The organism is Nocardia farcinica (assembly GCF_029867845.1).
GTDB classification, from domain to species: Bacteria; Actinomycetota; Actinomycetes; order Mycobacteriales; family Mycobacteriaceae; genus Nocardia; species Nocardia farcinica_A.
In genome coordinates this window covers 1-14613 of record NZ_JARWRU010000838.1, presented here as the reverse complement: position 1 = coordinate 14613, position 14613 = coordinate 1, and the positions used below count along the sequence as shown (strand labels likewise).

Below are 14613 nucleotides of genomic sequence, written 5' to 3'. Positions count from 1 at the left end.
AATCCGGCGTAATACTCACAGACATAAAGAATCTGAGCTTCTCAGTCTTCGCCGAGAACCTGGGCTTCAGTGTCTGGGTCATCTGGGGCACCGTGGTCACCAGCATGGGCGCGGCCGGCTTCTCCTTCCTCGAGGGCCTCGGCCAGGGCAACCCGACCGCGGTCAGCAACGCCCTGCTGCTGACCTCGACCCCCACCCTCGTCGGTGCGGCACTGCGCATTCCGTACACCTTCGCCATCCCGCGCTTCGGCGGTCGCGCCTTCACCGCCTTCAGCGCCGCGATGCTGCTGATCCCCACCCTCGGCCTGGCCTGGTTCGTCAACCAGCCCGGCACCCCGATGTGGGTGTTCATGCTGCTGGCCGCACTCGCGGGCTTCGGCGGCGGCAACTTCTCCTCGTCGATGGCCAACATCTCGTTCTTCTACCCGGAGGGCAAGAAAGGCGCCGCGCTCGGCATCAACGCCGCGGGCGGCAACCTCGGCGTGGCGCAGACCCAGCTGATCCTGCCGCTGCTGATCACCCTCGGCACGCACCTGACCGCGAAGGACGCGGCGGGCTACCGCTTCGGCATCACCCTCTCGGTGCTGGTGTGGGTGCCGTTCATCGTCATCGCCACCGTCGGCGCGCTGCGCTACATGGACTCGATCACCACCGCCAAGTCCGACGGCAAGTCCTACAAGCTGGCGCTGACCAACCGCCACACCTGGATCATGTCGTTCCTCTACATCGGCACCTTCGGTTCGTTCATCGGCTTCTCCTTCGCCTTCCCGACCCTGATCAAGGCCAACTTCCCCGAGCTGGCGCAGATCGGCTGGATCACCACCCTGGGCAACCTGGCCTTCCTCGGCGCCTTCGTCGGCTCCTTCAGCCGCCCCTTCGGCGGCTGGATCTCCGACCGCCTCGGCGGCGCCAAGATCACCGTCGCCGTCTTCACCGGCATGGCGGTGGCCGTCGCCGCGATCGTGGCGGCCCTGGAACTGGGCAGCTTCCCGCTGTACCTGATCGCCTTCCTCGCCCTGTTCATCCTGACCGGCATCGGCAACGGCTCGACCTACCGCATGATCCCGTCCATCTTCAACGCCGAGTCGAAGAAGTACGCCTCCGAGCACGGCCTCGACCTGACCGAGGCGGCGGCCTCGGCCAAGCGTCAGGCGGGCGCGGCGATCGGCGTCATCGGCGCGATCGGCGCCTCCGGCGGCTACCTGCTCCAGCAGGCGCTGCGCCTGTCCAACATCAACTTCGGCAGCATGAACCCGGCCTTCTGGGCATACGCCGCCGCCTTCCTCGTCATGGCGGGCGTCACCTGGTTCTTCTACCTGCGGTCGTCCTTCGCGATCTCCCGGGTGTCCTCGCTGGCCTACGCGCAGGTGTGATGCCGCTGAACAGTCCCTGAGCAAGTTCCGTCCACGCCGTAAATTCATCGTCCGAACCGATGCCGCACCGGAATTCCGGTGCGGCATCGTCGTATTCGCTCGATCGTTCACGAACACCGGCGGACGCCGAACCCGTACGCTGCACTTACGAACGACAGCGGGGGCGAGTGGTGGGGCGAACCGACATCGAGACCGATCAGCAGCCGATCCTGCGCGGCGCCACCAGGGCGGACCTGTCCGAGATCTGCGAGCTGGAACGCGTCGAGTTCCGCGAGCTGGCCTGGCCGTATCCCATGTTGCGCCAGTTGTACGACCTGCACGGCGCGTTGTGGTCGGTGGCAGAGACCGATCGGCGGGTGGGTGGCTACGCACTGCTCGGCATCGGCCGCACGCGCGGCTGGATGCTCGGTCTGGCCGTGCATCCCGAGGCGCGCGGACGCGGCCTCGCCCGCGCCCTGCTGGAGCGGACGATCCGCACCTGCCGCGCGCATCGCGTCGAATCCGTCTGCCTGACAGTGCGTTCGGACAACCACGTGGCGGTCGGACTGTACGAGAAGGCCGGCTTCGTCCGAATCGGTTACGAGGACGACTATTTCGGCACCGGCGAGGGCCGCGAGGTGATGGCGCTGCCGATCGAACGGCCGGGCAGACCGGTCATCGACCCCACCGAGGATCGCTGGATCAAGCGTCCACGTCCGAGTTGGTGACCGAATTGTCTTGATATGGTGGATTTCACGAGCAACACCGCCAGGGGGAGGCGTATGAGTGTGCATGCCGAACAGCCGGAGATCTCGTCGTTCGTCGCCTCCATGACAGACCGGATCGGCAGGCACGGGGCCGCCTACGCCGACGAGGTGCGCGCACTGCTGGCCACCGCGCGCCGCGGTCGCGGGCCCGATGCCGAGACCGGGCTGCTCGACGAATTCAACCTGCACATCGAGGGCATCCTCGCCAAATACGACCCGCCCAGCAGCCGCCGCCGCGGCGACAGCCTCGTCTTCCGCCATCTCTACGGACTCCTCGCCGGGCCGCGGCCACCGTCCCACCGGCCGGGCCACACGACGGAGGCGACCGCACACGCGGCGGCCGACGACGGCACGCCGACGCGCGCCCTGCTCGCGCTGATGGCCGCCGATGTCGAATTCCGCGGTCCGCTTCGGTTGAGCCGCACCCAGCGCACCCTGCTGGCCGATGTCTACGAGGAGCTCGGCCCGCTGCTGCGCCGGGCGGGCCTGCCCGCCCATGCCGCGCTGGCCTGGTCGCGCGCGATGAATCTGCATCGCGACAACGAGGACGACGACGCCGAAGACCGGTGCGGGCTGGCCAAGGCGCGAGCCGAGACCGCCGCGCTGTGGCCGGCGCGCAAGCGCGTCGGCCGCTGGATCTCGGCGGCCACCTGCGGCTACGGCTACCGGCCGTTCCGCCTGCTGCTGTGGATGGTGGCCCAGCTGGCGCTGTTCAGCGTCGCCATCACCCTCGTGACCTCCATCTCCGTCGGCGACGCGATCCACCTGTGCCTGACCAACTACCTGGATCCGGCCGGGCTCGACGATGTGCCGGGAGGCGACGACGCAGCGACCAAGCCCCTGCTGGTCACCGAGGCCTATGCGGGCATCGTCTCGACCTCGGTGTTCTTCGCCCTGCTGGTCCGGCGCTGGTTCCGCATCTAGAGTGCTCACCACTCGGTGGTGCCGACCCGGCTCGCGCGCAGCGCGTGCAGCATCGCCACGCTGGTGCGGTCGCGGATGTGGCCGATGTAGGCGTTCCACTGGTTCGTGAAGCCCGGCTCCCGCTGCAACTGCGCCCACAGCGAGCGCACCGGCTCGCCCAGGTGGGCTCCCGGCATCCACAGATGGGCCAACTCGGTCAACACCGGGGTCAGCGCCTCCACCGATTCCGCGCTGCCGGAGGGGAAGCGGTCCGACTCCTGCACCGCCGCCGCGGTCGTGGTCAGCAGCCAGTCGTGCACCGCCAGATCCTCGCAGAACCGCCGGACCTCGGGCAGCAGTGCCGCGTCGGGAACGAGCACGCGGGCGGTGCGGACGGTGTCGTTCACCAGGTGCATGGCCAACCGCGGCTCGTCGACCTCACCGACCCGCGCGATCCAGCGCAGCCGGGTCGGTGGGGCCAGCAGGGGCGGTCTGCGGTCGAGCCTGGTGTCGCGGCGCACCCTGGCCAGCAGACGCTCGCAGATCGAAGCCAGATCGAGGGTGTGCGCCGGCGTCTCCCCGGCCAGGTATCCCTCGGCCAGCCGATGCGCGATATCCGGGGCGGTCCGCGTCACCACCTCGACCATCCCGACCCGGCTCAGATAATGCGACCACTCACGACGGCGCTTCTGCTGGGCGACGACCACCTCGGTGCGTGCGGAACTCTGCAGGATGCGCCCGCCCACCACCACTGCCTGCACCGCCACGGTGCCGATGGCGCGCGGATCGCGGCCGTTGCCGCGCTCGATCGCCAGATCACAGTCCACACCCACCGCCGTGGTCGCCGACTGCGCGATCGGGATCGGGCGGTCCCTCGCGGGCACGCGCCTGCCGGGGACCAGGGTCAGCAGGTCCTGCACCATCGGCCTGCTCAACGCGGTGGAGGTGGGCAGCAGGCAACTGCGCACCTCGCCGAGCACGATCAGCGGCTCGGCGTCTCGCGCCGCGGAGCCGGGTGGCTGGGTCATGGGGCCGCCGACCGCTCTCACGAGCCGTACAGCAGATGGTGGGAGATGCGCTCGGTGACCGAACGCGGCACCTCGACGCGCTCGGCCTGCCCGCGCCCGACGATCTGGTCGACGATCTCGCCGTCGACCTCGACATGATCGAGGATGACCTTCACCGCGTGCTCGATGCCCAGATAGCGGTGCGGCAGCACCGACAGCGAGCGGTAGGCGGCGAACGGCGCGGGATCGGCGGTCAGCTGCACGACACCAGGCATCTCGCGGAACCGCTGCGGCCACACGTCCACCCCGGGCCGCCAGCGCTGCGGGCGCACCACCGCGGCCCCGAGATCACGAATCATGCCGAGCCGCAACAACTGCCACACCGCGGCCAGGAACGGGCACGACCACTTCGTCGTGGCGGCGGTGATCCCGTCGACCTGCTCGACCTGCCTGCTCCACATCTCCACGTCGAGGAATATCGAGTGGTTGCGCTTGCCGAGTTCCTCGGCGGGCACGTACGGCGTGTGGTGCATGGCCTGGGCCGGTCCGCTGTCGGAAGCGCGGGTGCCGTTGCACAACCAGCCCGATTCGCTGGTCGGCGGCCTGCCGCCGTTGCTGTTGCGCGGTGGCTCGGCGACGATGCGCGCGGCCACCAGTTCGGCCAGCGGCACCCGCTCCTCGCTCACCCGGCCGTCACGGCAGATCGGCATCTCCCAGCAGGCCGCCTCGCGCGCCAGATAGTCGATGGTGACGCCGCACTCGCCCGCGACAGCCAGCAGCCGGTCCAGGATCGGTCCCGGCTCGGGGTCGGGCCGGAAGTAGTCGTCGATCAGGAAACAGGTGCTGATCCTCGCGGCGGGGCCGAACCGGCGGCGCGCGGCGACCGTCAGCCCCTCGACCACCGCGCCCACCTCCTCGAACTGGGCGCGGATGCGGTCCTCGCCGTTGAGGAGGTGATCCATGTAGAAGTGGCCGACCTCGATGGAGACATGCGACAACGCCACATTCTCGACCCTCGTGTCCTCGGTCGCCTCGCTATAGCCCGTCGTGCGGCTCACCGGCCCGCGCCCTTCCTCGACTGGTGATGGATCAGACCCGTTCCCACGAGGCGCTGTCGTCGACGCGCCTGGCCAATTCGCCGAAAGCCTGCGCGGTTTCGGCCTGTGCGATCTTGGTGACGACATCCCGGTCCAGGATGATCTGCTCGCGCCAGAGCAATACCGGTTCGATCGGCGTCATGCCCAGCATCACGCTCGAACCGAGATGATAGCGATTGGCGAGTTCGCGCAGGGCGCGGTTCTGCTCCTGCACCCAGGTGGCCTGCGCGGGTTCCTGGTCGTCGACCCGCCGGTTCGGATCACCCACGGCGGTGCGCACATAGCGGATCGAGGACTGCAACCGTGCCTCGTCGTGACCGAATCCGGCGCCGGTCTGCAACAACCCGTGCGGACCGTGCACGAGGTTGTGGGCGGCCACGATGTGCTGGCGGGTCCATCGGTGGTAGACCAGCCACCGCACCGTCGTCGCGCTCAGTTCCGGCAGCGCGGTGGCCTTGAGCACCAGCTGCGCCGCCACCGACCGGCCCGCGCTCAGATCCACTATGACCACGCGGAATTCGCTCTCCAGCGCGGTCAGCAGGTCGGCGCAGCGCTGCACCATCGCGTCGTCGATGAAGGCGAATTCGCCGCCGCCCTCGTCGCCGGGCAACAGCACCAGCTTGCCGTCGCGCGGTGAGCGCCTGCGCAGGTCGAGCCGATCGGTCACCTCGCGGACGTTGAACTGCCTGGCGACCCCGGTGCCGTCGAGCAGATAGCTGTGCAGGCCGCCACCGCCACGCAGCCCCCGTTCCATGCCACCGATCTCGAACAGCGCGCCGGAGGTGGGCGAGCCGAAGTCGAAGTCGGCGTAGGCGACGTTCTTGCCCTTCAGCGTCAGCCGGTAGGCCAGGTTGACGCTGGTGACCGAGCGTCCGGTGCCGCCCTTGTCGGAGATGGCGAATACCAGCACGTTTCAGACGCTCCTCGTGGCATCGAGCCGGGCATAGGAGAGCTCGTCCAGATCCGCCAGCGCCAGCGTGGTGATACTGACCGCGGTGCCTGGTTTGTCGTCGACCAGGTCGCGGGCGCGGTCGAGGCGCTGCTCGATGTCCTCCAGGCGTTGCCGTTTCTCGGAGATGTCGTCCAGGCTCACGTTCAACCACTCCTGGTTGAGCAGATGCTCTGCCTCACTGAGCAACTCGACCGCGCGCCCGACCATCGACGGCGGCCGCAACGGCAGCGCGCGGAAGGTGCGGTCGGCGGTGATGAGGCATTCGATCATCCGCTCGGTGAAGTACCAGGAGGGCACCAGATCCTTCTCCGAGGGCTCGAGGGTGGGGAACACGCGCGCGGCGGAATCCCACAGGCCCGCGGCCGGTCCTTCGGCGATCTTACGGTTCTCCAGGTGGTCCATGATCGCCTTGGCCAGCTCGAGCAGCCGGTCGCGGGAGCCGACCTCGCCGGAGAGCCGCGCCGCCTGCAACACGCGCTTGAGCAGCACCGTGGCGTAATCACCCACCATCCACTCCAGCAGCGGCGCGTCCTGACTCTCGGTGCCGCGCAGCCGCAGCGGCACACCGGGACTGTGCAGGTCGACAGCGGCGTCCCCACGCACCGCTCTGCGGGTGATGCGCCCGCGCTTGGCCAGCTCGTCGAAGATGTCCACCGCCCTGGTCAGGTCGTCCTCGTTGGCGGCGCGGCTGACGAGATCCTGGATGAGCACCGCGGACACCAGGGCACTGAAGTAATCGGACTCCTCGCCGTCGGAGGTGCGCCAGGGAATGTCCTCCAGCGGCCAGCGGGTGTCGCCGAAACGGGCGAGGGTCGACCAGTACTGCTGGGTCAGATGCCAGCGCGTCTGCAGCGACTCCGCCAGCCTGCGCTGCTGGTCGTCGAGCAGGTCCAGTCGCCGGGTGCGCTGCGAGGTGAGGTCGTTGATGCCGTCGAGGGCGACGATGGTGAAGTACAGGTACGGCCGCCGGACCGCCCGGCCGGGCTGTGCGCTGATGGCGTGGTCCGGGAAATCGGGCAGTTCACCGGAGTCGTCGGCCACCCCCCAGGTCCAGCCGCACTCGAAGAGCATGTCGTCGCGCCAGCGCCGCGGGGTGCGCGGCTGCCCGAGGGTGACGTCGCTGCGCAACTGGCTGCGGATCGGGTCGAGCGCGCGGATCAGGTTCTCCAGCAGCGCGCTCTTCGAGCGGCCGGGCCGCTGCCCCATGGTGGTCAGGATCGTCTCCGCCACTTCGGAATTGGGGCGGACCGGATGCACGATGAAGCTGCGGACCAGGCCGATCATGGCCGCGGTCAGCCGCTGCGAGACCCGGCCCGACAGCTCGTCGATGCGGACGAGCAGTTCGTCGGCCTCCGGGTAGGTCTGCGCGCGCACGAAACCGCGGAAGACGCGCAGGAAGCCGAGCGCGGCGATGCACAACGTCAGCGACATCGAGAACGAGTCGACCACGTCGATGCGGCGCTGCTCCTCGGTGACCGGCCTCTCCTCTGCCGAGCGCAGGTAATCGCCGCCCGAGAAGTCCGGTGTGCCATCACTTTTCGTGTACCGGTCGTGATAGTTCTCGATCAGTCCGACGATCGCCTCGCCGACCACCGCCGCCGGGCCGGACGGTTCGAGCAGCCAGTCCTCGGCGTCCTCCCCCGGCGGCCGTTCGGTCAGGCCGCTCAACGCGCCGAGCACGTCCTCGGCCGTGTCGTCGGGGCGATCCAGGGCGAGTCCGGGGATCTCGGTCGCCGGATACAGCAGGCACAGCAGCTGCTCGGCATCGGAGATGGAGTTGGAGCCCCGTCTGCCGCCCCAGTGCCACACACCGTCGCGATGACAGGCGGTGACCATGGCCTGCCATATCCCCAGAATCTGCTGCCGTGGCTGAATTCTCATCCTGCCGCCCGTCCTCACCCCGATGTCCGGGCCGCGCCGATCCCGCGTGCCGGCCGGCGTCGGCGATAGTCGTAAGTTAGCACGCTGGAACGGGTTTCCCGGTCCGGTCGACGAACGAGTTCCCCGAGTCGGTCGGTGTCCGTCGGAGTCGGTCAGAGCAGGAAGCGGACCATGTCCGCGGTACGCGCCAGCCCGGGGAAGGCCTGGGGGGTGGACCTGGGGTGCAGGGCGTGCACCGCTAGTCGAAACATGACCGCGCGCAACAACATCTGCGGCCATTCGGGCAGATCGGACCATCGCTCGAGCAGGCCGTCGTCGGCGCCGCCCCAGGACAGCGCGTCGACCACGACCACGCCCGCCGCCCAGGTGGCGGGACGCCAGTAGGGGACGATGTCGGTCAGGACGGGCACCTCGGCGCCCTGGAACAGGACGGTGCCGAACAGATCGCCGTGCACCAGTTGCGGTGGCGTGCGCACCGGCTTGCGCAGGGTGGCCAGCAGGCCGATGAGTTCCAGGCTGCGGTAGCCGTCGGGGGTGCTCGGGGTGGGGATGCCGCCGGCGCGCAGCGTGCGCAGCGGGACCTGCTCCCAGGCCGCGCGGTCGGCGGCGACGAAGATGTCGACCTCGGCCCATGGAGCGATGGGCGGCTGCGCCAGGAAGCGCGGCCGCTCCAGCAGCGCGGTGGCCTTGTGCAGCCGCAACGACACCGACACGACCTCGTCGTAGCGGGGTTGCGGGGTGCCGGGCAGGTAGGTGTCGGCACGCCAGCCGGAGACCACGTACCGGCCGTCGGTGGCGCGCACCGGGCGGGCCAGACGCAGACCGTCCACCTTCACGGTCTCGCGGACCTTGGCCGACCATGCCGCGCGCGCGTGATCGGCCACCGGAGTCAGCACCACCTCACCGCACCGCCAGCCCCCCTCCCAGTCGCCCAGATACACCGGCTCGACTCCACGCAGTCCGAACGTGGAGCGCACGTGCTCGGGGGGTTGCGGGTAGTCGGGGGTGGTCACGACTCGTACGTTAACGCCGTGACCACACCCGGTCCGGCACGGCGCGCCGAGGGTGCGGCGACCGTGATGTACCGAGGTCCTGGCCGGTAGAGGGCCTGTCAGTAAACCGGCAGCGAAGGGTCGACCGTGGTCGCCCAGGCCACGATGCCGCCCTGCACGTGGGTGGCGTCGGAGAAGCCCGCGCTCTTGAGCACCGCCAGCGCCTCGGCGGAGCGGATGCCGGTCTTGCAGTGCAGCACAATCGGCCGGTTCTGCGGCAACTCGGCCAGCGCCTCGCCGGAGAGGATGCGGTCCTTGGGGATCAGCTTGGCGCCCTCGATGTGCACGATGTCCCACTCGACCGGCTCGCGCACGTCGATCAGCTCGATCTCCTTGCCCGAGTCCAGCAACTCCTTGAGCTCCTGCGCGGTGATGGTCGAGCCCGCGGCGGCGGCCTGCCCCTCCTCGGACACCACGCCGCAGAACGCCTCGTAGTCGATCAGCTCGGTGATCGGCTTGCGTTCGGGATCGCGACGCAGCTTGATGGTGCGGTAGGTCATGTCGAGGGCGTCGTAGACCATGAGCCTGCCCAGCAGCGGCTCGCCGATGCCGGTGATCAGCTTGATCGCCTCGGTCACCATGATCGAGCCGATGGAGGCGCACAGCACGCCGAGCACGCCGCCCTCGGCGCAGGAGGGCACCATGCCCGGCGGCGGGGCCTCGGGGTAGAGGTCGCGGTAGTTGATGCCACGGCCGTCGGGGGCGTCCTCCCAGAACACCGAGGCCTGACCCTCGAAACGGTAGATCGAGCCCCAGACATAGGGCTTGCCCGCCAGCACGGCGGCGTCGTTGACCAGGTAGCGGGTGGCGAAGTTGTCGGTGCCGTCCAGGATCAGGTCGTACCCGGAGAACAGTTCGACGGCGTTGTCGGGTTCCAGACGGAACTGGTGCAGCCGCACCTCGACGTTGGAGTTGATCTCGAGGATCGAATCGCGAGCGCTCTCGGCCTTGGACCGGCCGACGTCGGATTGGCCGTGGATGACCTGCCGTTGCAGGTTGGAGGCGTCCACCTCGTCGAACTCGACGATGCCGAGGGTGCCGACACCGGCGGCGGCCAGGTAGAGCAGGGCGGGCGAGCCGAGTCCGCCCGCGCCGATCACCAGCACCTTGGCGTTCTTCAGTCGCTTCTGCCCGTCCACTCCCACGTCGGGGATGATCAGGTGGCGGCTGTAACGGGCGATCTCGTCCTTGCTCAGCTCCGCGGCCGGCTCGACCAGCGGTGGCAGGGACCTCGATGTCGACACTTCCGGGCTCCTCGTGGTGTGTGGGCCGAATCCCGAGGTACAACGTCGGGAGCTGTGCTGTTCTTCCCCCGGCGCGTCCACCTGCGTTTTCACGGCGGCGGTCGGAGCTGTCGCACTCCAGTATCCGCGCGCGCGGCGGTGGCGGGGGTCAGCCGCGCGGGTAGGGCCAGGGGTTGAACCGGCAGCTCTTGCCGTCCATCGGCACCACCCCGTCGGGGTCGAGCGCGGCGATGGCGTCGTTGTCGGTGCCGAAGGTCTGCTGCATCATGATCGGCGCCAGCCCGCCGACCGTCTCGCAGGGCTGGTGCTGGTGGTAGCCGATGGCGTGGCCGACCTCGTGGTTGACCAGATACTGGCGGTAGGAGCCGATGTCGCCGTCGAAGGCCGGCGCGCCGCGCACCCAGCGGGCCTCCGACAGCAGGACCCGGTCCATGCTGCCGTTGTAGCAGGAGGAGTCGATCGGAATCTCGAAACCGCAGGCCTCGCGGATGGTCTGGCGGGAGGTGAGCGAGATGCGGAAGTCGGGCTCGCCCTTGTCGATGCGGCGGAAGGCGAAGCGGGGGTCGTGGATCCAGCTCTTCGGGTTGGCCAGGGTGGAGTCGACCATGGTGGCCACCGCGACGTCCCCGCCGAATGCCGTGGTGTTCACCCCGTTCTCGATCTCGACGGTGTAGGTGAAGTGGTATTCGGTGCCCTTGCCGAACTCCGGGGTGCTGCCACCGACCACCCGCCACTGCTTGCTGCCCGCCTCGGTGAACGGGCCGCCCTCTGGCAGTGCGCCGGTGGGCAGGTCGGCGGGGAAGGAGCCGTCGCCGGGCGGGGCGCCGATCACCCCGTCCTGGGTCGGTGAGCTGAGCCTGCCGAACCCGGGCTGCTCGCCGTCGGCCGCCACTCCCGGGCCACCGCGCACCGCGTCGACCAGCACCAGCACGGTCACCACCAGCAGCACAGGCAGGGCGTAGGCCCGCCAGCCGTAGGTGGAGACGAAGCGGCCGAGCGCGCTCTGCTTCTTGACCGGACGATCGGGGCGGGGAGCGCGGCGAGTGGCGTCGGGGGCGGCGGTGGGGTCCCAGCGGGCGCGCAGCGGTTGACGGGATCGGTCGGGGCGCGCCCATGGCTCGGCCGCGGTCGCCTTGGTGTCGCCTGCGGGTGCGTCCGGCCGCGATGTCACTCCCGAGGTCACATCGTGCCCGCCGCCGGACGGTCTTTCCGTTCGGTCGGTCACGGACACCAGGTTCTCACAGCGCGCGAATCCCGCCCCGGGCGGTGCGCGATGACTGCCACAGCGATGCGCGATCGCTGCCACAGCGCCCGCACCGGGGACGCCGGAAGGTTGCGATTAATCTCACCCGGGGGTTCGATCATCACGCACCGGGGTCGGCTGAGGACACCCGAGCGAGTATCGTGCAGTGAATACCCGGTGTACAACCCCTTTCTTGCCCCGGGGAATCGACTGGGAGAGAACATATGACCGACCTCGTGGACCGGATGGCGGCGCGGAGACTGTCCTCCGATGCCCCGCAGCCCACCAAGCGCGGCACCCGGCTGCCGCGCGACCAACCGCGGCAGCAGCTGCACCAGGCAGCCAGCGAGGTCTTCGTCCTCCGTGGTTATCACGCGGCGGGCATGGACGAGATCTCCCAGGTCGCCGGGGTGAGCAAGCCGGTGCTGTACCAGCACTTCACCAGCAAACTCGAACTCTACATCGCGGTGCTGCAGAACTATGTCGACATGCTGGTGTCGAGCGTGCGCCAGGCGCTGCGCTCCACCACCGACAACAAGCAGCGCGTGCGCGCGGCCGTGCAGGCCTACTTCGACTTCGTCGACAACGAGATGCAGGGCTTCCGCCTGGTCTTCGAATCCGACCTGACCAGCGAGCCGCAGGTGCAGCGCCGGGTGGAGCAGGCCACCGAGGCATGCGTGGACGCGGTCTTCGACCTGGTCGCCCACGATTCCGGGCTCGACCCGTATCGCGCCCGCATCCTGGCCGTCGGCTTGGTCGGCGCCAGCCAGTTCACCGCCCGGTACTGGCTAGAGGCCGACCGCCCGATCCCGAAGGAGGAGGCGGTGGACACCACCGTCGCGCTGGCCTGGGGCGGCCTGTCGCACGTGCCGCTGCACAACGACGATCGCCGGGGCTGATCCCGCACTTCTCCCGCACGCGACACGAGCCCTCGATGTTCCTTCCCGGAACGTCGAGGGCTCGTCGCGTCGGTGGATCAGACGGCGGCGAAGCCGACCCGGCCCACGGTGGAGGTGCCGATCTCGACGTAGGCGACCTTGGCGGCCTGCACCAGGAAGGTGCGCCCCTTGTCGTCGGTCAGCCGCACGATGCCCTCGGCCCCGGTCAGCGCCTCGGACACCAGCGCCTCGACCTCTTCCGGCGTCTGCGTGCTGGTGATGACCAACTCGCGGGGGCTATCCGAAATACCGATCTTGACCTCCACGGCCAACCTCCGAACCTAGAGTCCTGTGCTGTCCGCCCCAGGCTAGTGCAGCCGCCGCGGGCGCGGGCACACCGAGGGCTGCGCTGTCAGCGAACCGACCGGGCGACCGGCGAACCGCGGACCGGGTGGTCGGCGGACCTCCGGCCGGCCCGGACCCGGCGGCCCGGACCCGGCGGCCCGGACTCACTGCTCGGACTCGGCGGCCCGGACGCGGCGGCCCGGACGCGGCTGCCCGGACGCGGAGGTGCGGGCTCAGCTGCCCGGCTCAGATGCCGAGGACGGCCATCCGCTCGGCGTGGCTGGCCTGCATGCGCTCGAACAGCGCGCCGATGCCGTTGAGGTCGCCGGTCACCGCGAGCACCAGCTCGGTCAGCTCGTCGCGCTGGGCCATGACGAACTGGGCCTGGGTGATGGCCTCGCCGAGCAGCCGCCTGCCCCACAGGGTCAGCCGGTCGCGCTCGGAGCGGTTGTCGCGGACGGCGCGGCGCACCTCCTCCACCACGAACTCCGAGTGGCCGGTGTCGGCGAGCACGTCGCGCACGATCGCGGTCACCTCGGGGCTGAGCGCGCCCGCGATCTCGGTGTAGATGTCGGCGGCGATGCCGTCGCCCACGTAGAACTTGACCATCGACTCGAGCCACGTCGAGGGGTCGGTGGAACGGTGGTAGGCGTCCAGCGGCCGCACGTAGGGCTTCATCGCCTCGTAGATGTCCACGCCGCGCTCGCCCAGCGCCTCGCGCAGGGTGCGGAAGTGCGACATCTCCGCGGCCGCCATCTCCGCCACCGCGACCTTGCCGCGCAGCGACGGGGAGAGCTCGGCTTCCTCGGCCAGGCGGTAGAAGGCGGAGATCTCACCGTAGGCGAGCACCGCGAACAGCTCGGTCACACCGGGATGGTCGGCGGCGATGGGCGGATTCGCCTGCGGCGAGGACGAGTCGGACGACGAGACACCGACAGCTGCGGATGACTGTGCTCCCATGCCGCCAAGCGTAGCCCTCCGCTCAGGACACCTCGGCGAGGAACTTCTCCAGGTGCGCCCAGGTGGTGTCCCTGGCGCTCTCGCCGGTGAGGATGCCCAGGTGACCGCCGGGCACGGTGTCGTAGCGCACGAAGGGCGCGCCGGTGAGCGTCCGCGTGCCCGCGGCGACCGAGGCGGCCGGGGTGATCACGTCCTCGGTGCCGCCGATCAACAGCACCGGCGCGCTCACCTGGGACAGCGCGATCCACCGCCCGCGCAGCCGCAGCCCGCCGCGGCCGATGTCGTTGGCCAGCACCAGCCGCTCCCACAGCTGGGCGTAGAACTTGCCCGGGTAGCCGGGCATGTCGGCCATGAACCGGTCGATCGACTCCATCCTGGCCAGCGATTCGGTGCGGGCGATGTTGTTCGCCACGAACAGCGGCCTGGTCAATTCCCGGTTCCAGGCGGTCGCGCGGTAGGCGGCGCGGGTCAGCGGCGCGGGCACGCCGGTGGCGCGCATGGCCGCCGACACCACCCTGGCGCGGTCCAGCCTGGCCGCCGCGCGCACCGCGCCCATGCCGGGCATGGCGTCGTAGTCCAGTGGCGAGCCGACGGCGGTGATCGAGCGGATCGGCAGCTGCGGCTGCGCGGCGGCGGTGAGCAGCGACAGCGTGCCGCCGATGGACCAGCCGATCAGGTCGACCGGCGCGCCACCGCGATCGGCGCTGGCGCGCAGCACGGCCTCGGGCAGGATGTCGTCGATCCAGTCCTCGAAGCCCATGCGCCGGTCGGCGAACCCGATCTCCCCGTAGTCGATCAGATAGGGAGTGCGGCCGGTGCCGAGCAGGAAGCGGGCCAGGCTCTGCCTCGGCCGCAGGTCGAAGCAGCTCGCGGGCGCGGCCAGCGGCGGTACCAGCAACACCGGCGGCAGCCGGCACTCCGCGCCCTCGCGG

14 protein-coding genes are annotated in these 14613 nt (G+C 69.8%); 4 read left to right on the top strand and 10 right to left on the bottom strand.

What is annotated here, in order from left to right:
- The 3 genes from QH283_RS18340 to QH283_RS18330 form a co-directional block, all read left to right on the top strand.
- On the top strand, positions 1–1373 hold a 1373-nt coding region (locus QH283_RS18340; RefSeq protein ID WP_280504216.1), incomplete at its 5' end, for an MFS transporter.
- A gap of 167 nt (positions 1374–1540) precedes the next feature.
- Complete coding sequence (locus QH283_RS18335; protein ID WP_280504215.1) at positions 1541–2080, top strand: GNAT family N-acetyltransferase; 540 nt, start codon at positions 1541–1543, stop codon at positions 2078–2080.
- Positions 2081–2134: 54 nt separating this feature from the next.
- Positions 2135–3043: a hypothetical protein gene (locus tag QH283_RS18330; protein WP_280504214.1), complete on the top strand. Its 909-nt coding sequence runs from the start codon at positions 2135–2137 to the stop codon at positions 3041–3043.
- 5 nt (positions 3044–3048) lie between these two features.
- Here the strand turns inward: QH283_RS18330 and QH283_RS18325 are convergent, their stop codons facing one another.
- From QH283_RS18325 to QH283_RS18295, 7 genes are all read right to left on the bottom strand, one after another.
- Positions 3049–4050, bottom strand: coding sequence for an SCO2521 family protein (locus QH283_RS18325; RefSeq protein ID WP_280504213.1), 1002 nt, complete (start codon positions 4048–4050; stop codon positions 3049–3051).
- 17 nt (positions 4051–4067) lie between these two features.
- A complete protein-coding gene (locus QH283_RS18320; protein WP_280504212.1) occupies positions 4068–5087 on the bottom strand; it encodes an SCO2522 family protein in 1020 nt (339 codons plus the stop codon).
- A 31-nt stretch (positions 5088–5118) separates the two neighbouring features.
- Positions 5119–6036, bottom strand: coding sequence for an SCO2523 family variant P-loop protein (locus tag QH283_RS18315; protein ID WP_280504211.1), 918 nt, complete (start codon positions 6034–6036; stop codon positions 5119–5121).
- Positions 6037–6039: 3 nt separating this feature from the next.
- On the bottom strand, positions 6040–7959 hold the full coding sequence (locus QH283_RS18310; protein WP_280504210.1) for an SCO2524 family protein: 1920 nt from the start codon (positions 7957–7959) through the stop codon (positions 6040–6042).
- Between the two features lie 152 nt (positions 7960–8111).
- Entirely contained in the window at positions 8112–8972 is an 861-nt protein-coding gene (locus tag QH283_RS18305) for a TIGR02569 family protein (RefSeq protein WP_280504209.1), read from the bottom strand.
- A 98-nt stretch (positions 8973–9070) separates the two neighbouring features.
- Positions 9071–10255 carry an adenylyltransferase/sulfurtransferase MoeZ gene (gene moeZ, locus QH283_RS18300; protein WP_280504208.1) on the bottom strand — a complete coding sequence of 395 codons (1185 nt, stop codon included), beginning with the start codon at positions 10253–10255 and terminating at the stop codon, positions 9071–9073.
- Between the two features lie 148 nt (positions 10256–10403).
- Positions 10404–11480 carry a DUF3152 domain-containing protein gene (locus QH283_RS18295; RefSeq protein ID WP_432420745.1) on the bottom strand — a complete coding sequence of 359 codons (1077 nt, stop codon included), beginning with the start codon at positions 11478–11480 and terminating at the stop codon, positions 10404–10406.
- A gap of 242 nt (positions 11481–11722) precedes the next feature.
- Here QH283_RS18295 and QH283_RS18290 point away from each other — a divergent pair, with 242 nt between their 5' ends.
- Entirely contained in the window at positions 11723–12397 is a 675-nt protein-coding gene (locus tag QH283_RS18290) for a TetR/AcrR family transcriptional regulator (protein ID WP_280504207.1), read from the top strand.
- Between the two features lie 77 nt (positions 12398–12474).
- Here the strand turns inward: QH283_RS18290 and QH283_RS18285 are convergent, their stop codons facing one another.
- The 3 genes from QH283_RS18285 to QH283_RS18275 all read right to left on the bottom strand — a co-directional run.
- Positions 12475–12702: a DUF3107 domain-containing protein gene (locus QH283_RS18285; protein WP_280504206.1), complete on the bottom strand. Its 228-nt coding sequence runs from the start codon at positions 12700–12702 to the stop codon at positions 12475–12477.
- Between the two features lie 265 nt (positions 12703–12967).
- Positions 12968–13681 (bottom strand): ferritin-like fold-containing protein, encoded by a 714-nt coding sequence (locus QH283_RS18280; protein WP_280504205.1) that lies wholly within the window; start codon positions 13679–13681, stop codon positions 12968–12970.
- 22 nt (positions 13682–13703) lie between these two features.
- The coding region (locus QH283_RS18275; RefSeq protein WP_280504204.1) for an alpha/beta fold hydrolase at positions 13704–14613 on the bottom strand (910 nt) is incomplete at its 5' end.